Raw genomic sequence first — 17,228 nt, forward strand, 5'->3', positions numbered from 1 at the left:
AGTCTTCGAACATGTCTGTTTGTTTTCTGCAATACGTGGGATATGCCGGGTTATGTTCCCCACAACCCGCGTCGGCATCATCGGTGCCGGTAATGTCGCCGCTCGACATGCGGAAGTGCTGTCCGGATTCCCCGATGTGAAGATCGCCGGAATCGCCGACACCGATCTCGGCAGGGCTGAGGCACTGGCGTCGCAGCATGGCGCCCCCGCTTATGGCGGCCACGCCGACCTGCTGGAGGCCGGCGAACTGGACGCCGTCTATGTCTGTGTGCCTCCTTTCGCGCACGGTAACCCTGAGTTCGACGTCCTGTCGTGCGATATCCCCATATTCGTAGAAAAGCCACTCTCGCTGGACCTGGCCACCGCCGAGAAGATCGCCGACGAGCTCGACCGCCGCGGCCTGCCCTCGGCCGTCGGCCACCACTGGCGCTACCTGGACATCCTGGACCGCGCCCGGCACCTGCTGGGCGAGCGCCCGGTACGCCTCGCGCTGGGCCACTGGATGGACAAGGTGCCCCCGGTCGGCTGGTGGCTGAACTCCGCCATGTCCGGCGGCCAGACCGTCGAGCAGGCCGTCCACGTCCTGGATTTGGCGAGGCTGCTGGTGGGCGAGGTGACGATGGTGCACGCGGTGCCCGTCGACGGCGCGATGGACGGCGAGGTCGACCGCGCCACGGCGGCGGTCATGCGATTCGCGGGCGGCGCGGCCGGGCTGCTGGCCACCACCTGCCTGCTGCGCGGCAAGCACCGGGTGGGCCTGGAGGTGTGCGCCGACGGCATCTCGCTGGAGCTGAGCGAGACCCGGCTGATGGTCGACGGCCAGGAGCTGGTGCAGGACGGCGGCCGGGCCAAGGAACTGGTGGACCGCGCGTTCATCGACGCCGTACAGGGTAAGGAGGCCGACGTGCGGGCGCCGTACCGGGAGGCACTGAAGACCCACCGGCTGGCGCTCGCCCTGGCGCGGTCGGCGCGGGAACGGGAGCCGGTGATGGTCGATGGCTGACAACGGGAACGGCTGGGTGCTGAGCATCGAGGGCCCCGGCGAGGTGACGCTGGCCGAGGACAAGCTCGGCGAGGTGCCCGACGGCGGCTTCCGGGTGGAGACCACCCACAGCGGCATCTCCGCCGGCACCGAGCTCACCTACGTCAAGGGCGACAATCCGTACCTGACCTCCACCTGGGACCCGGCGCTCGGGCTGTTCCAGCGGGGTGCGCCGTCGGTGGCCTATCCGGTGCGCGGCATCGGCTACATGCAGGTCGGCATGGTGGTCGAGACCCGCACCCGGGCGGTCGAGGAGGGCGCGCTGGTCGCGATGGCGTACGGGCACCGCACCGGCTACGTCGCCGACCCGATGCAGGACCGGTTCGTCGAGCTGCCCGGCGACCTCGACGCGATGCTCGGCGTCTACGTCGCCCACATGGGCCCGATCTGCGCCAACGGCCTGCTGCACGCCGCCGCCGACCTCTACGGCCAGAACGTGCACCAGCTCGGCGACGGCGTGCGCGGCAGGCGCGTCGTGGTGGTGGGCGCGGGCGTGGTCGGCCTGCTGACGGCCTCGTTCGCGCTCGCGCACGGCGCGGCGGAGGTCGTGGTCGTGGACGAGACGCCGGCCCGGCTGGCGGTCGCCGAGGCGCTCGGCGCCGACGCGCTGTCGGTCGCCGACGACCCGGCGGTGGAGCTGAAACGCCGCTGGCGGCACGGACCCAACGACCGGGGCGCTGACGTGGTCTTCCAGTGCCGCGGCCAGGCCAGGGCGCTGGCCCTGGCGCTCAAGCTGCTGCGGCCCCAGGGCACCGCGATCGACCTGGCCTTCTACACGCACGGCGCGGACGAGGTGCGGCTCGGCGAGGAGTTCCACCACAACGGGCTGTCGCTGCGGTGCGCCCAGATCGGGCGGGTGCCGCGCGGGCTGGCCCACGCGTGGGACCGCGAACGGCTGTCCCACGAGACCGTGGACCTGCTCAGGCGGCGCGGCGACCTGCTACGCCGGCACGTGATCACCGATGTCGTCGGCTTTGCCGAGGCTCCCCAGCTGCTGGCCGACCTCGCGGGCCGCCGGCGGCATGCCGTGCAGGCCGTGCTCTGCGACCACGTCGAGGACGAGGGCCGCTGACCAGCTGAAGTCGCGCGACCCGTGGCCGTCGAGCGTGGCCGGGTCGAAGTACTCGCGGAACCCGGAGCGCGTCGCGGCGGCGATCATGCCGTCGGCCAGCGCGTCGGCCAGGTCGGCACGCCGCTCCCGCAGCCCCTGCCACACCAGCCAGGTGACGTTGAGCCAGCTCGGCCCGCGCCAGTAGCGGGCGGGGTCGTACTCGGGCGCGGTGGGCGAGAAGCTGGGCAGCACGCCGTCCTTGAGCATGAAGCGGTCCAGCCCGGTGCCGATCAGCGCGTTGGCGATCTCGCGCGGCAGGCCGGGCAGCAGGAGCGGCGTCAGACCGGCGGCGCTGGCGGAGCGGATCAGGCAGCCGGTGCGCACGTCGCGCGGCTGGAAGAGGCCGTCGTCGTAGAGGTGCTCGATCATGGCCGCGGTGACGCGGGCGGCCTCGGCGCGGTGCGGCCCGGGGTCGTGCCCGAGCTCGGCGGCGATCTCGGCCAGTGCCAGCTCGGCCACCCCGTAGGCGGTGTTGAACAGCGGGTCCTCGACCTGGAAGTCACCCGGGTCGCGGTAGCCGGAGTCGCGGTAGGCGCGGGCGAGCGCGGTGTAGCGCTCGTAGTCGCGGTCGGTGGGCCGCTCGGCGGCGGCGACGTGGCCCAGGTCGCGGCGGACGAACCCGGTGGCCCCGGCGGGCACGGCGCTGAGCGGCCGGTCCCAGGCCGGGCTGTTGTCCATGCCCGACTCCCAGGGGTGGACGATGGAGATCAGCCCTTCGGGCGAGCGCCGGGCGGTGCGCAGGAACTCCTGCTGCGCGACCAGCCGGGGGTAGATGCGGCGCAGGAAGCCCGGGTCGGGCTCGGCCTGGTGCACCTTCCAGGCGGCCAGCGCGTGCACGGGCGGCTGCACGATGCCGGAGGTGGCGGAGCCGGAGGGCGAGCGCGCCTGCCAGAACTCCGGCCCCGGGAAGTAGGCGCCCTCGGGCACCTTGGGGTTGAACACGATGTGCGGCACCCTGCCGTCGGCCCACTGGGCGCCGAACAGCGACAGCAGCTCCGACCGGGCCCGCCGGGGCGACCAGCGGGCGTTGCCGATGGCCACGAAGGCGGAGTCCCAGCTCCACTGGTGGGGGTAGAGCCGCCGGGAGGGGACCGTGTAGCTGCCGTCCCAGTTGTCGACGAGGACACGTACCGCGTCGCGGAGGATCATAGGAATTTCCTGATGAAGGCGGCCGTCTCGGGCAGGACGACCTCGGGTTCGCCGCGCAGGCGGCATTCGAGGGCGAGGTAGCCGTCGTAGCCGACGGCGTCGAGGGTGGCGAGCTGCGCGCCCCAGTCGAGGTGCCCGGTGCCGGGCTGGTTGCGGTTGGACTCGCTGATCTGCATGTGCGCCAGGTAGGGGGCGGCCTCGGCCAGCGAGCGGCAGGGGTCGTCCTCCTCGATGTTCATGTGGTACGTGTCGCCGACGATCCTGATGGAGTCCATGGCGCAGTAGGACACGGCGTCGGCCAGCGTGTTGACCATGTGGTTCTCGTACCGGTTGAGCGGCTCCAGCATGATCAGCACGCCGTTGCGCTGGGCGTGCTCGCCGAGCACGGCCAGGGCCTCGGTGAGCACCTCGCGGTCCTGCTCGGGGCTGCGCGGCGGCTCGAACGGCGGCAGCCGGCGGGAGAACTGGCCCCAGGAGGCGGGGGTCATGACGCCGATGCCGCCCAGCTCGCCGATGACCGTGAGCTGCGACCTGAGCTGCTGGATCGCGTCGGTGCGCTTGGCCGCGTCGAAGTCGCCGATGAAGTGGGGCATGTCCACGCACACGGTCGGCATGACGACGCCGTCGGCCAGCGCCCGCTTGAGCTCGGTGAGGCGGCCGGCGAAGTGGAAGTCGCCCTTGCCGCGCAACTCGATGGCGTCGAACCCGGCGTCGACGGCGAAGGCGAACTTCTCCTGCAGGGACCGGCCGGGCAGGAGCTGCTCCTGGGCGGCGAGCTTCACTGTGACTCCTCGAAGGCGAAGACGAGCTGCAGCACCTCGGACTGGTGCTTGTCGATCAGGTCGAAGGCGTCGGCGGCGTCGTCGACCGGGACGACGTGGCTGATGAGGTCGTCGACCTCGACGTCGCCCCGGTGGACGGTCTCCATGAACGTGCGCTGCAGCCGCTCGACGTCCCACCGGTGCGCCAGCCAGGAGGCGACGCCGCCGATCTGCGAGGAGACGAGCTGCACCTGGTTGTGGTGGAACTCCTCGCCGAGCCGCAGGCCGATGCCGTCGCCCTGGTAGAAGCCGGCGGCCACGACGCGGCCGCCCTTGCGGACGGTGCGGATGGCCTCGTGCAGGCCGTGGTGGCTGCCGCTCAGCTCGATCGCGGTGTCGGCGCCCTCGATCCGCTTGCGGATGAGCTCGGCGACGGAGCCGGCCTGCACGTCGACGGTCTCGGCGGCGCCGTAGCGCCGGGCGAGCTCCAGCCGGGCCGGGATGGCGTCGGCGGCGACCACGCGGGCGCCGCTCAGCACGGCCAGGCGGGTGGCGAGCAGGCCGATGACACCCTGGCCGAAGATCGCCACCTGGTCGCCGAAGTGGATGTCGGCGGCGTGCACGGCGTTGAGCGCGATGGCGCCGACGCGGGCGAAGACGCCGCTCAGCGGGGCCGCGCCGGGCGGCATGACGTGACCGACGAGCTTGTGGGCGGGCAGCACGGCCTCGGCCCGGTGGCCCCAGATGCCCCAGACGAGGCTGCCGACGGGCGGGTCGGCGACGTCGGGCGCCGCCTCCACCACTTCGCCGACCTCCTGGTAGCCCCAGCCGGTCAGCGGGTAGGCGTGGGTCTGGCCATCGAGGAAGAGACGCTGCTCGGTGTCCCACTTGTGATTGAGGTATGGATTGGTCCCGCGATAGGCGGTGAGCTCGGTGCCCGCGGAGACGCCCGAGTACATCGTACGAACCCGCACGCTGCCCGGAACGAGCTCGGCGGGCTGCTCCAGGCTTACGGAAACGTGACCTGGCTCTTGGAAGGTGATGACGCGCATTGCCCACACTTACGCTTTTTGATCAAACAAAAGTAAGAGATTTAGTGCTTGTTTGCACACCATAGTTGCGCTTGGAACACTCGTAAGTCTACGACTTCCGCCGAGGGCTCCGGATTACCTTGGGGTTTCTGATCGCCCGTCTTCAGGAAAGCGACCTTACCGGCATTGCACACCCCCTGGTCCAGCAGGGATATCAGGCGTGATCCAGGGCGGAAAAATCTTCGCCGAGATCAGACCGCCCCTTTGCCTCAGGGGTACAGGAGCCTTATCCCGAACCGGAGGAGCGTGCCATGCCGCAGAAGGTAACCGCCGTCCTCTCCGCCGCGCTGCTGGCAGCGACCTGCCTGGCGGCCTGCGGCGACGACGGCGAGCGGGCGGCCGACGAGATCACCGTCTGGACCGAGGAGAACCTCGAGGACCGGATGGCCGTCCAGCAGAAGATCATCGACGAGTTCACCCAGAAGACCGGCATCAAGGTCAAACTGGTCGGCGTGGCCGAGGACCAGTTCAGCCAGGTGGTCACCTCGGCGGCGGCGGCCGGCGACCTGCCCGACGTGATCGGCGCCCTGCCCCTGGCCTCCGTCCGCGAGCTGGAGTCCAACGAGCTGCTCGACACCGAGACCCCCGCGAAGATCGTCGACCAGCTCGGGCGCGACACGTTCTCGGCACGCGCCCTGGAGCTCGACTCCTCCGGCGGCAGGCTGCTGGCCGTGCCCAGCGACGGCTGGGCCCAGCTCATCCTCTACCGCAAGGACCTGTTCGAGAAGGCCGGGCTGCGTCCCCCCGACACCTACGAGGCGCTGCGGGCCGCGGCCGCCGAGCTCAACACCGGCGGCGTCGCCGGCATCACGCTGGCGGTCGCCCCCAAGGACTCCTTCACCGCGCAGAGCTTCGAGCACGTCGCCCTGGCCAACGGCTGCCAGCTCGTCGACGGCTCCGGCAAGGTGGCGCTCGACTCGCCGCAGTGCGTGCGCGCCTTCGAGTTCTACGGCGACCTGGCCAGGAACTACTCCGTCAAGGGCATGCAGGACGTCGACTCCACCCGGGCCACGTACTTCTCCGGCAAGGCGGCCATGATGATCTGGTCGTCGTTCATCCTGGACGAGCTGGCCGGGCTGCGGAAGGACGCGCTGCCGAGCTGCCCGCAGTGCCGCGAGGACCCCGAGTGGCTGGCCGCCAACACCGGCGTGGTCACCGCGCTCAAGGGCCCCGACGGGAGCGCCCCCGCCCAGTTCGGCGAGGTCGTGTCCTGGGTCGTCATGCGTGACGCCGCCACCGACCCGGCCGCGAAGTTCGTCGCGTACATGATGAACGAGGGCTACGAGCGATGGATCGGGATGGCCCCCGAGGGCAAGTTCCCCACCCGCGAGGGGTTCGCCGACAAGTGGCAGGCGCTGCCCGCCGGGGTCGACACCAAGAAGCCGCTGGCCGACGTCTACCCGGCCGAGGTGCTGGAGGCGCTGCGCACCAGCCCCGGCACGTTCGCCCGCTGGGGCATCCCGCAGGGGCAGGGCAAGCTGGTCGGCGCCACGATGGGCGAGCTGCCGGTGCCCAAGGCGCTGGCCGGCGTCGCCGACGGCTCGCTCACCCCGCAGGCCGCCGCCGCGCAGGCCAGGACCGAGGTCGAGACCATCAAGCGCGGGATCCGCGAATGAGCCGCGGACGCACGCTGCGCGAGCAGGAGGGGCGGGCCGGGCTGGCGCTGATCTCGCCGACGCTCGTCATCACGCTGGTCGTGGTGGTGCTGCCGCTCCTGTGGGCGATCATGCTGGCGTTCCAGGACGTCCGGCTGATCAACATCCGCCAGGCGGGGCTGTTCGGCAACTACACGCTGGAGAACTTCACGTACGTGATCTCCGAGCCGGGGTTCTGGTCCGCACTGGTCAACACGCTCGTCTACACGGTCGCGGGCACCGCCCTGTCGATCGTGATCGGGCTGGTCGCGGCGCTGGCGCTGCGCGACAGGTTCCGGCTGCGGACGCTGGTCAGGGCCTCGATCCTGATCCCGTACGTGGCTCCGGTGGTGGCCGTCGCGTTCCTGTGGGAGACGATGCTCAATCCCCAGTACGGCATCGTCAACTCCTGGCTGGACGAGCCGATCGCCTTCCTCACCCAGGCCCGGGGCACGTTCCTGGGCCTGGAGGTGCCGGTGGCGCTGCTGACGGTGATCGCGTTCGAGGCGTGGCGCTACTTCCCGTTCGCGTTCCTGTTCCTGCTGGCCAGGCTCCAGGCGCTGCCCGCGGAGCTGGACGAGGCGGCGGTGGTCGACGGGGCCACGCCGACGCAGCGGTTCCGCTACGTGATCATGCCGCAGCTCTGGCGGATCATCGCGCTGCTGTCGGTGCTGCGGTTCGTCTTCACCTTCACCAAGTTCGACGACGTCTACCTGCTGACCGGCGGCGGGGCGGGCACGGAGGTGGTCAGCGTGCGGGTCTACAACTTCCTGACCGCGCGCGACGACATCGGGGCCTCGGCGGCGCAGGCGATCGTGCTCGCGGTCGTGCTGGTCGTGTTCCTGGTGCTCTACCTGCGCTTCTTCGGAGGTGGCGAACGTGAGCAGGGATAGGTTCGAGCGGGCGCTGCTCAAGGCGCTCAGGCCGCTGGTGATCCTCTTCCTCTTCGTGATCACCGCGTTCCCGTTCTACTACATGGTGATGCTGTCGTTCCGGGACATCCAGGAGCTCATCCTGGACCCGGGCTCGCTGTGGCCGGCGACGTTCACGCTCGACACGTACGCGAACGTGCTGGACCGGCAGGGGTTCCTGATCTTCATGCGCAACAGCGCGATCGTGGCCGTCGCCTCGGTGGCGGTCACGCTGCTGATCTCGATCCCGGGGGCGTACGCGGTGGCGCGGCTGCGCTTCTTCGGGCGGCGGCAGGTGCACTTCCTGTTCCTGGCCGTCTACCTGTTCCCGGCGATCGTGCTGGCCATCCCGCTGTTCGTGCTGTTCACGATGCTCGGGCTGCGGGGGTCGCTGGTCGGCCTGATTCTCGTCTATATCGCGCAAACCGTGCCAGTCACGGTATACATGCTCCGCAACTACTTCGAGACCGTGCCGCAGAGCGTCGAGGAGGCGGCGGCGATCGACGGCTGCACGCGCCTGTCGACCATCTGGCGGGTGGTGCTGCCGCTGTCCAAGCCGGCGCTCATGGCCACCGGTCTCTACGCGTTCATGATCGCTTGGAACGAGTTCCTGTTCGCCCTTCTCTTCCTGGTGGAGAGGCGGGAGAGCTGGACGGTCTCGCTGGGGCTCTCGCAGCTCGCGGGCAGCATCGAGATCCCGACCACGGTGCTCATGGCGGGATCGGTGGTGCTGACGCTGCCCATCGTGATCGTCTTCTTCGCCAGCGAGAGATTGCTGACGGAGGGGCTCACGGCAGGAGCGGAGAAGGGATAGACCATGCTGACGGCAGGGCAGGTCCTCCAGCTCATCCGCGACGGCTCCTGCCGCACCCGCAAGCAGCTCATCGAGTTCACCGGGCTGTCCCGGTCGACGATCACCGACCGGGTGGACCGGCTCATCGAGGCGGGCTACATCCACGAGTCGGGCGTGGCGTCCTCGGGGGGCGGGCGGCCGCCCTCGGTGCTCGACATCGACGCCGGCAGCCGGCTCGTGCTGGTGGCCGACCTCGGGGCCAGCCACGCCCGGGTGGCGCTGACCGACCTGGCGGCCCGGCCGCTGGCCGAGGAGCACACCGAGATGCGCATCGAGCGCGGCCCCGACGCGGTGCTGTCCTGGGTGCGGGAGGCGTTCCGGCGGCTGCTCGACCGCACCGGCCGCCCGGCCGCCCAGGTGTGCGGGATCGGCGTGGACCTGCCGGGCTCGGTCGACCACACCTCGGGCCGGGCCATCCGGTCGTTCCTCATGCCCGGCTGGGACGACCACCCGATCGGCCCGGCCGTCGGAGCGGACTTCGACGTGCCGATCCTGGTGGAGAACGACGCCAACGCGATGGCGCTGGGCGAGTGGTGGTCGTCGTGGCGGCACACCGACGCGCTCGTCCTGGTCAAGGTGTCCACCGGCATCGGCACCGGCATCGTGCTCAACGGCGGCATCCACCGGGGCGTGGAGGAGGCCGCGGGCAACATCGGCCACGTCCGGCTGCACGAGGCCGACGACCGGGTGTGCACGTGCGGCTCGCGCGGCTGCGTGGCGTCCCTGGCCAGCGGTCACGCGGTGGCCGCCGACCTGGGCATGGAGACCAGCCGCGACGTGGTCCGCCTGGTGCAGGCGGGCGACCCGGCGGCCATCGCGCGCACCCAGGAGGCCGGGCGGACGCTCGGCATCGTGCTGGCGACCGCGGTCAGCCTGCTCAACCCGGGCGTCCTGGTGCTGGCCGGCGACATGGCCGAGACCGCCGAGCACTACCTGACGGGCATCCGGGAGAGCGTCTACCGGCGCAGCCTGCCGTACACGACCCGCAACCTGGAGATCGTCACGAGCTCGCTGGGCGACCGGGCGGGCATCGTGGGCACGGCGGTGATCGTCATGGAGCACGTGCTGTCGCCGGAGGCGGTCGACGCGGCGCTGGCCGCCTCAGGCGGGCCGGCCCGCCCCGATCTGGCCGGCTAGCTCGGCCCTGGCGGTGAGCAGCGACGGCCCGTACCAGGTGAGCAGCCGCCCGCTGACCAGCGCGCACGGCAGGCCGGGGAAGCACTCGGGGCCGTCGTCCGCGCTGAAGGCGTACGGCTCGTCGGGGAGCACGACCAGGTCGGGCCGGGCCTCGACGAGCTCGGCGAGCGGGATCTTGGGGTAGCGCTCGGGGTGGCCGGCGTACAGGTTGTCGACGCCGAGGCGGGCGAGCACGTCGCCGGTGAACGTGTCGCGCCCCGCCACCATCCACGGCCGCCGCCAGACGGGCACGATCGCGGTGCGGCGCGGCCCCCGCTGCGGCTCGCGCCAGACCCGCTCGGCCCGGTCGAGCCAGTCCGGCCGGGGCACCCGGCAGGCCAGCTCGAACATCCTGGCCAGCGAGGCGAACGCCTGGTCCACGGTCTCGATCCTGGTCACCCACACGGCCAGCCCGGCGGCGCGCATCGCCTCGAGGTCGGAGGGCCGGTTCTCCTCGGCGTTGGCCAGGACCACGTCGGGGCGCAGCGCGGTGATCGCGGCGAGGTCGGGGTTCTTGGTGCCCCTGACCCTGGTCACGTCGAGGCCGGGCGGGTGCGAGCACCAGTCGGTGGCCCCGACCAGCGCTTCCGGGACGGTCGCGGCGACCGATTCGGTGAGCGACGGCACCAGTGACACGATCCGGCCCACGGAGGCGGGCACGGGGACGCGTACCCCGGTGTCATCGACAAATTCGACGGAATCGCTCACAACAACACCCTAAATCCCCCCACGAAGGGATACATATCCATACAATCTTGAAATGTGAATCTGGGGGATCACCAGCACGAACCTCGGGGCTTCGATCCGACCAAGCCCAACGTCGCCCGGCTGTACGACTATTACCTGGGCGGCAAGGATCATTTCCCGGCCGATCGCGAGGCGGCCGAGCGCATCCTGAAGGTGGCGCCCGAAGTGCGGGCCGCCGCCCGGGCCAACCGCGCCTTCCTCGGCCGGGCCGTGCGGTTCCTGGCCGGCGAGGGCATCAGCCAGTTCCTCGACATCGGCACCGGGCTGCCGTCGCAGGGCGCCGTGCACGAGGTGGCCAACTCCGTCTCGCCCGGCAACCGCGTCGTCTACGTGGACCGCGACCCGGTCGTCATGGTGCACGCGCGGGCCATGCTCGCCTCCGACACCGACACGGTCGCCGTCGAGGGCGACCTGCGCAAGCCCCGGCAGATCCTCGACGACCCGGTGGTGCTGGACACCATCGACTTCAACCGGCCCGTCGGCGTGCTGCTCGTGGCCGTCATGCACTTCATCGCCGAGTCCGACGACCCGGCCGGCATCCTGCGCACGCTGCGCGAGGCCATGGCGCCCGGCAGCTACCTGGTCCTGTCCCACGGCACCAGCGACGCCCGCCGCGCCGCCGTCCGCAAGGGCACCGAGGTCTACCGCAACGCCACCGCGCCGCTGACGCTGCGCGACCGGGCCGGCATCGCCGCCATGTTCGACGGGTTCGACCTGGTGGACCCGGGACTGGTGTGGCTGCCCGAATGGCGTCCCGGCGAGACCGACGCGATCGACTTCACCGACGATCCCGCCTCCTCGCTCATCCTCTGCGGCGTGGGCAGAAGGGCCTGAGGCGATGCGGATCGGCCTGGCCGCGCCGCAGTACGGCAGGTTCGCCTCGCTGGAGAGCCTGCGCCTGGTGGCGCGCGAGGCCGAGGAGATGGGCTTCGCGAGCCTGTGGGTGGGCGACCGGCTGCTGACGCCGCTGGAGCCCAAGGACCGCTATCCCGGCGGCGACGGCTCGATCCCCGAGGCGCACGGCGTGTTCCTCGACCCGTTCGCGGTGCTGTCGGTGGCCGCCGCGACGACCTCGCGCATCCGGCTCGGCACCAGCGCGCTCAACGCCTGCTGGTACGCTCCCCCGCTGCTCGCCCGCTCGCTGACGACGATCGACCAGCTCAGCGGCGGCCGGCTGGACGTGGGGCTGGGGCTCGGCTGGTCGTCGGACGAGTACGCCGCCGTCGGCGTGCCCTGGAAGTCGAGGGCCGCCAGGTACGAGGCCACGCTCGACGCGCTGGAGGCCATCTGGCACACCGACCCGGTCGCCTACAGCGGCGAGCTGTGGACGGTGGCGCCCAGCCGCATCCACCCCAAGCCGGTCGGCCGCCCGCCGCTGCTGCTGGGCGGGTTCGCCCCCGACGCGCTGCGGCGCATCGGCCGCCGGGCCGACGGCTGGCTGACCGCCTCGCTCCCGATCCGGATGCTGACCTCGATGTGGGGCACGGTGCTGCGGGCCGCCGAGGAGGCCGGCCGCGACCCGGCGGCGCTGCGCATGGTGCTGCGCGCCAACCCGGTCGTCGAGGCGGGCGGCACGCCGCCCAGGAGCGGCACCGTGGCGCAGATCGCCGCCTATCTGGACGAGGCGGCGGCGGCCGGGGTCCACGAGTGCGTCCTGGACCTCCAGCACACCGCCGAGAACGCCCCGCACCTGCTGGAGCTGGCCGGGGAGTTCAGGTCCTACGTGAGCGCGGCCAGCGCGGCGTCGTAGTCGGGCTCCTGGGTGATCTCCGGGACGAGCTCGGAGTAGATCACGTTGTTGGCGCCGTCGAGCACGACCACCGCGCGGGCGGCGAGCCCGGCCAGCGGGCCGCTCTCCTGGGCCACCCCGTAGTCCTTGAGGAACGAGCGGCCGCGCATGAGCGACAGCGTGGTGACGTTGTCGAGGCCCTCGGCGCCGCAGAACCGCTTCTGGGCGAACGGCAGGTCGGCCGACACGCAGAGCACGGCCACGCCGGGGTGCTCGGCGGCGATCTGGTTGAAGCGGCGCACGGAGGCCGCGCACACGCCGGTGTCGACGCTCGGGAAGATGTTGAGCACCTTCACCGCGTCGCCGAAGTCAGCCAGCGTGCGGTCGGAGAGGTCGGCGCCGACCAGGCTGAACCCGGGCGCCGGGTCGCCCTGCTTGGGGAAGGAACCGCCCACGATGATGGGGTTTCCCTTGAACGTGACGTCGGACATGAAGCCTCCTGATGGCAGTGGAATCCCGCGTCCGGATCTTATCGTCCGCCGTCAGGCCCAGCCGTTGCGGGCGGCGTGCCGGCCGAGCCGCACCCGGGTGCGCAGCGACAGGTCGAACCGGCCGAAGGCGGCAAAGCCGCCTTCGGCCCCGAATCTTGACAGCCCGGTCATCCAGCCGGCGAGCGCCCTAGACGTTGCGCCTGTACTGGCCTCCCGCCTCGAACAGCGCCTCGGTGATCTGGCCCAGCGAGCACACCCGGGCCGCCTCCATCAGCACCTCGAACGCGTTCTCCTCCGACATCGCCGCCTCCCGCAGCCGGGCCAGCGCGGCCGGGGCCTCGGCCCGGTTGCGCTCGTGGAAGGCGTGCAGCCGGTCGAGCTGCGAGCGCTTCTCCTCCTCGGTGCCCCGGGCCAGCTCCAGCTTGTGCGGGCCCGGCTCGTCGCCGCCCGGGTTGCGGAACGTGTTGACCCCGATGATCGGCAGCGACCCGTCGTGCTTGCGGGTCTCGTACAGCATGGACTCGTCCTGGATCCGGCCGCGCTGGTAGCCGGTCTCCATCGCGCCCAGCACGCCGCCCCGGTCCGACAGCCGTTCGAACTCGCGCAGCACCGCCTCCTCCACCAGGTCGGTGAGCTCGTCGATGATGAACGAGCCCTGCAACGGGTTCTCGTTGCGCGCCAGGCCCCACTCCCGGTTGATGATCAGCTGGATGGCCATGGCCCGGCGCACCGAGTCGGCCGACGGGGTGGTGACCGCCTCGTCGAAGGCGTTGGTGTGCAGACTGTTGCAGTTGTCGTAGACGGCGATCAGCGCCTGGAGGGTGGTGCGGATGTCGTTGAAGTTCATCTCCTGGGCGTGCAGCGAGCGGCCCGAGGTCTGGACGTGGTACTTGAGCTTCTGCGACCGCTCGCCCGCGCCGTAGCGCTCACGCATGGCCACCGCCCATATGCGCCGGGCCACGCGGCCGAGCACGCTGTACTCGGGGTCCATGCCGTTGGAGAAGAAGAACGACAGGTTCGGCGCGAAGTCGTCCACGTTCATGCCCCTGGCCAGGTACGCCTCCACGTAGGTGAAGCCGTTGGCCAGGGTGAAGGCGAGCTGGCTGATGGGGTTGGCCCCGGCCTCGGCGATGTGGTAGCCGGAGATCGACACCGAGTAGAAGTTGCGCACCCCGTTGCGGATGAACCACTCCTGGATGTCGGCCATCATCCGCAGCGAGAACTCGGTGGAGAAGATGCAGGTGTTCTGGCCCTGGTCCTCCTTGAGGATGTCGGCCTGGACCGTGCCCCTGACCGTGGCCAGGGTCCGGGCCTTCAGCTCGGCGGACTCGGCCTCGTCGGGCTCGCGGCCGTGCTCGTCGCGGAAGCGCTGGAGCGCCTGGTCGACGGCGGCGTTGAGGAAGAAGGCGAGGATCGTCGGGGCCGGGCCGTTGATCGTCATCGAGACCGAGGTGTTGGGCGCCGACAGGTCGAAGCCGTCGTAGAGCACCTTCATGTCGTCGAGGGTGGCGATCGACACCCCAGAAGTGCCCACTTTTCCGTAAATGTCGGGCCGGAGGTCGGGGTCGTTCCCGTACAGCGTCACCGAGTCGAACGCCGTCGACAGCCGGGTGGCCGGCTGGCCCTCCGACAGCAGCTTGAAGCGCCGGTTCGTGCGGAACGGGTCGCCCTCGCCGGCGAACATCCGCGTCGGGTCCTCGTCGTCCCGCTTGAACGCGAACACCCCGGCCGTGAACGGGAACCGGCCCGGCAGGTTCTCGCTCCGCAGGAACCTGAGCAGCTCCCCGTGGTCCTCGTAACGCGGCAGCGCCACGCGCGGGATGCGGTTGCCCGACAGGGTCTCGCGCCACAGCGGCGTGTGGATCTCCCGGTCGCGCACCTTCACCACGAGCTCGTCGGCCGTGTACTGCTCCTTCGTGGCGGGCCAGCTCTCCAGCAGGGCGCGGCTCTCGTCGCTCAGCTCCGCCTCGGCCCGCGCCGACAGCTCGTCGAGGCGGTCGTCCTCCAGCAGCGCGCTCACCGCGGCGAGCTGCTGGCGGCGGCGGACCACCTCCATCTGGGCCCGCGTCTCCTCGTGGTAGCCGCGCACGGTCTCGGCGATCTCCGCCAGATAGCGGACCCGCGCCGGCGGCACGATCGCCGCCGACGCCTGCGACGTGCGCCCGCGCACCGGCGCGAGCAGCCCGGGGCCGGCCGGCATGCCCTTGTCCACCAGCAACTCCTTCAGGTGCTGGTAGAGCGCGGTCACGCCCGCGTCGTTGTAGCGGGCCGCGATCGTGCCGAAGACCGGCATCTCCTCCGGCGAGACGCCGAACGCCTCCCGGTTGCGCACGAGCTGCCGCCGAACGTCACGCAGCGCGTCCTCGGCCCCGCGCCGCTCGTACTTGTTGATCACCACGGCCTCGGCGAAGTCGAGCATGTCGATCTTCTCCAGCTGCGAGGCCGCGCCGAACTCCGGCGTCATCACGTAGATCGGCACGTCCACGTGCGGCACGATGCCCGCGTCGCCCTGGCCGATGCCCGGCGTCTCCACCACCACCAGGTCGTAACCGGCGGCCCGGCAGGCGGCGATCACGTCGTCCAGGCAGGCCGGCACCTCGTTGGCGGCGCCCCGGGTGGCCAGGGAGCGGAAGTACGTCTGCGGGCTCAGGCTGTTCATCCTGATGCGGTCGCCGAGCAGCGCGCCGCCGCCCCGCCGTCGCGTCGGGTCGATGGCGATGACCGCGATGCGCAGCTTGTCGTCGTTGTCCACGCGGAGCCGGCGCACCAGCTCGTCGGTGAGCGACGACTTGCCCGACCCGCCGGTGCCCGTGATGCCCAGCACCGGAGCCGAACGGCCCGCCGCCCGCACCCCCTCGACCAGCCCGGCCGGCGCCCGGCCCGCCTCGATCAGCGTGATCGCCCTGGCCAGCGCCGCCTGGTCGCCCGACACCACCGCCTCGACCGACGGGGCGTCGTCCAGCTCGACGTCGCACTCCTCGATCAGCTTGTTGATCATCCCGGGCAGCCCGAGCCGCTGCCCGTCCTCCGGCGAGAAGATGCGCGTGACACCCCGCTCGTGCAGCAGGTCGATCTCGTCCTGCACGATCACGCCGCCACCGCCGCCGTACACCTTGACGTGCCCGGCGCCGCGCTCGCGCAGCAGGTCCACCAGGTAGGAGAAGAACTCCACATGCCCGCCCTGGTACGAGCTGATCGCCACCCCCTGGACGTCCTCCTGGATGGCGGCTGTGACGATCTCGTCCACCGATCGGTTGTGCCCAAGGTGGATCACCTCGGCGCCCTGGGTCTGCAGGATGCGCCGCATGATGTTGATGGCCGCGTCATGGCCGTCGAACAGCGCTGCCGCTGTCACGAATCGGACCGGGTTGACCGGAACGTGCACGCCTGATCACTCCTTCGTGGGGCCCTGATTCGAAGATACTAGGACGTCCTACTAATTCCCAAGGTGCCCTGGTGGGTAGGGGTGAAGCATGCGTGCGATCACATTCGTGCCGGGCAAGCAGGGCACGCTCGGCGTCACAGAGGTTCCCGAGCCGGAGCCGGGGGCGGGCGAACTGCTCGTCCAGGGCCTCGCACTCGGCATATGCGGCACCGACCGCGAGCTCATCTCCGGCGAGTACGGCTGGCCGCGCCAGGAGCCCATGATCCTCGGCCACGAATCACTCGGCCAGGTGCTCCAGGTTCCCGACGGCTCCGCCTACTCCCCCGGCGACCTCGTCGTCGGCGTCGTCCGCCGCCCCGACCCCGTACCCTGCGGCGCCTGCGCCCGCGGCGAGTTCGACATGTGCCGCAACGGCGAATACACCGAGCGCGGCATCAAGGAACGCGACGGCTACGGCAGCGAACGCTGGACCGTCGAAGCCGCCTACGCCGTCAAGATCGACCCCGCGCTCGGCACCCTCGGCGTCCTCGTCGAACCCGCCTCCGTCGTCGCCAAGGCCTGGGAGCACATCGAGGCCATCGGCTCCCGCGCCTGGTTCGAGCCCCGCACCGTCCTCGTCACCGGCGCCGGGCCCATCGGACTGCTCGGCGCCCTGCTCTCCCGCCAGCGCGGCCTGGAGGTCCACGTCCTCGACCGCGCCGCCGACGGCATCAAACCCGCCCTCGTCGCCGACCTCGACGCCACCTACCACGCCGCCAGCGACCTCAAGGCCGTCGGCTTCAAACCGGACATCATCCTCGAATGCACCGGCGCCGGGCCGCTCGTCTTCGACGCCATGCTCAACACCGCCGAAGCCGGCATCGTCTGCCTCGCCGGCGTCTCCGCCGGCGGCCGGCCCATCAGCGCCGACGCCGGGCAGATCAACCGCGACATCGTCCTGGAGAACGACGTCGTCTTCGGCACCGTCAACGCGAACCTGCGCCACTACCGCGCCGCCGCCGACGCGCTCTCCCAGGCGGACCCCGCCTGGCTCGAACGCCTCATCACCCGCCGCCTCCCCCTGGACCGCGCCCCGGAAGCCCTCGAACGCGGCCAGGACGTCAAGGTGGTCATCGACCTGACCACCTGACCCGCCCCGCCGTACGGCC

The 17,228-nt window shown here is 71.1% G+C and carries 14 protein-coding genes and 1 pseudogene; 9 read left to right on the forward strand and 6 right to left on the reverse strand.

Features of this window, described 5'->3' with window-relative positions; genetic code table 11:
* Nucleotides 1–52 precede the first annotated feature (52 nt).
* Together ACWDXC_RS01575 and ACWDXC_RS01580 are read left to right on the forward strand one after the other, a co-directional pair.
* The gene (locus tag ACWDXC_RS01575) at nucleotides 53–1,003 is read left to right on the forward strand and encodes a Gfo/Idh/MocA family protein (RefSeq protein WP_219505524.1); all 951 of its coding nucleotides are present in this window, start codon (nucleotides 53–55) and stop codon (nucleotides 1,001–1,003) included.
* Nucleotides 996–2,114 carry a zinc-binding dehydrogenase gene (locus ACWDXC_RS01580; RefSeq protein WP_364179395.1) on the forward strand — a complete coding sequence of 373 codons (1,119 nt, stop codon included), beginning with the start codon at nucleotides 996–998 and terminating at the stop codon, nucleotides 2,112–2,114. Before ACWDXC_RS01575 ends, ACWDXC_RS01580 begins: the two co-directional genes overlap by 8 nt.
* A 9-nt stretch (nucleotides 2,115–2,123) precedes the next feature.
* Here ACWDXC_RS01580 and ACWDXC_RS01585 read toward each other — a convergent pair.
* From ACWDXC_RS01585 to ACWDXC_RS01595, 3 genes and pseudogenes are all read right to left on the reverse strand, one after another.
* Nucleotides 2,124–3,368 (reverse strand): annotated as a pseudogene (locus tag ACWDXC_RS01585) (MGH1-like glycoside hydrolase domain-containing protein); the annotation flags it as partial.
* Nucleotides 3,299–4,084 (reverse strand): sugar phosphate isomerase/epimerase family protein, encoded by a 786-nt coding sequence (locus ACWDXC_RS01590; protein WP_219505520.1) that lies wholly within the window; start codon nucleotides 4,082–4,084, stop codon nucleotides 3,299–3,301. The gene ACWDXC_RS01590 and the pseudogene ACWDXC_RS01585, both read right to left, overlap by 70 nt.
* Nucleotides 4,081–5,037, reverse strand: a complete 957-nt coding sequence (locus ACWDXC_RS01595) for a zinc-dependent alcohol dehydrogenase (RefSeq protein WP_449976864.1) — start codon at nucleotides 5,035–5,037, stop codon at nucleotides 4,081–4,083. Before ACWDXC_RS01595 ends, ACWDXC_RS01590 begins: the two co-directional genes overlap by 4 nt.
* 368 nt (nucleotides 5,038–5,405) lie before the next feature.
* Between ACWDXC_RS01595 and ACWDXC_RS01600 the strand changes: the two genes are divergently transcribed.
* From ACWDXC_RS01600 to ACWDXC_RS01615, 4 genes are read left to right on the forward strand one after another with little or no spacing between them, the layout of a single operon-like run.
* Entirely contained in the window at nucleotides 5,406–6,770 is a 1,365-nt protein-coding gene (locus tag ACWDXC_RS01600; protein WP_449976867.1) for an ABC transporter substrate-binding protein, read from the forward strand.
* The gene (locus ACWDXC_RS01605; protein WP_219505506.1) at nucleotides 6,767–7,681 is read left to right on the forward strand and encodes a carbohydrate ABC transporter permease; all 915 of its coding nucleotides are present in this window, start codon (nucleotides 6,767–6,769) and stop codon (nucleotides 7,679–7,681) included. The genes ACWDXC_RS01600 and ACWDXC_RS01605 overlap by 4 nt, the downstream gene beginning before the upstream one ends.
* The gene (locus ACWDXC_RS01610) at nucleotides 7,668–8,513 is read left to right on the forward strand and encodes a carbohydrate ABC transporter permease (protein ID WP_449976869.1); all 846 of its coding nucleotides are present in this window, start codon (nucleotides 7,668–7,670) and stop codon (nucleotides 8,511–8,513) included. The genes ACWDXC_RS01605 and ACWDXC_RS01610 overlap by 14 nt, the downstream gene beginning before the upstream one ends.
* 3 nt (nucleotides 8,514–8,516) lie before the next feature.
* Nucleotides 8,517–9,689: an ROK family transcriptional regulator gene (locus ACWDXC_RS01615; protein ID WP_449976872.1), complete on the forward strand. Its 1,173-nt coding sequence runs from the start codon at nucleotides 8,517–8,519 to the stop codon at nucleotides 9,687–9,689.
* Here ACWDXC_RS01615 and ACWDXC_RS01620 read toward each other — a convergent pair.
* Nucleotides 9,654–10,436: a helical backbone metal receptor gene (locus ACWDXC_RS01620; protein ID WP_449976875.1), complete on the reverse strand. Its 783-nt coding sequence runs from the start codon at nucleotides 10,434–10,436 to the stop codon at nucleotides 9,654–9,656. The two genes, ACWDXC_RS01615 and ACWDXC_RS01620, sit on opposite strands and share 36 nt — an antisense overlap.
* Nucleotides 10,437–10,490: 54 nt before the next feature.
* On the opposite strand from ACWDXC_RS01620, the gene ACWDXC_RS01625 reads away from it, so the two are divergent.
* Together ACWDXC_RS01625 and ACWDXC_RS01630 are read left to right on the forward strand one after the other, a co-directional pair.
* Nucleotides 10,491–11,309, forward strand: a complete 819-nt coding sequence (locus ACWDXC_RS01625) for an SAM-dependent methyltransferase (RefSeq protein WP_357583765.1) — start codon at nucleotides 10,491–10,493, stop codon at nucleotides 11,307–11,309.
* A 4-nt stretch (nucleotides 11,310–11,313) separates the two neighbouring features.
* Nucleotides 11,314–12,225 (forward strand): TIGR03619 family F420-dependent LLM class oxidoreductase, encoded by a 912-nt coding sequence (locus tag ACWDXC_RS01630; protein WP_364179404.1) that lies wholly within the window; start codon nucleotides 11,314–11,316, stop codon nucleotides 12,223–12,225.
* Here the strand turns inward: ACWDXC_RS01630 and tpx are convergent.
* Nucleotides 12,195–12,695: a thiol peroxidase gene (tpx, locus tag ACWDXC_RS01635; protein WP_219505497.1), complete on the reverse strand. Its 501-nt coding sequence runs from the start codon at nucleotides 12,693–12,695 to the stop codon at nucleotides 12,195–12,197. The two genes, ACWDXC_RS01630 and tpx, sit on opposite strands and share 31 nt — an antisense overlap.
* A 187-nt stretch (nucleotides 12,696–12,882) precedes the next feature.
* Nucleotides 12,883–16,080, reverse strand: coding sequence for a fused isobutyryl-CoA mutase/GTPase IcmF (gene icmF, locus ACWDXC_RS01640; RefSeq protein ID WP_449976881.1), 3,198 nt, complete (start codon nucleotides 16,078–16,080; stop codon nucleotides 12,883–12,885).
* A gap of 88 nt (nucleotides 16,081–16,168) precedes the next feature.
* Here icmF and ACWDXC_RS01645 point away from each other — a divergent pair, with 88 nt between their 5' ends.
* The gene (locus tag ACWDXC_RS01645; protein ID WP_449976884.1) at nucleotides 16,169–17,209 is read left to right on the forward strand and encodes a glucose 1-dehydrogenase; all 1,041 of its coding nucleotides are present in this window, start codon (nucleotides 16,169–16,171) and stop codon (nucleotides 17,207–17,209) included.
* Nucleotides 17,210–17,228: the final 19 nt, after the last annotated feature.

The sequence above is a fragment of the Nonomuraea sp. NPDC003214 genome, from assembly GCF_053590035.1.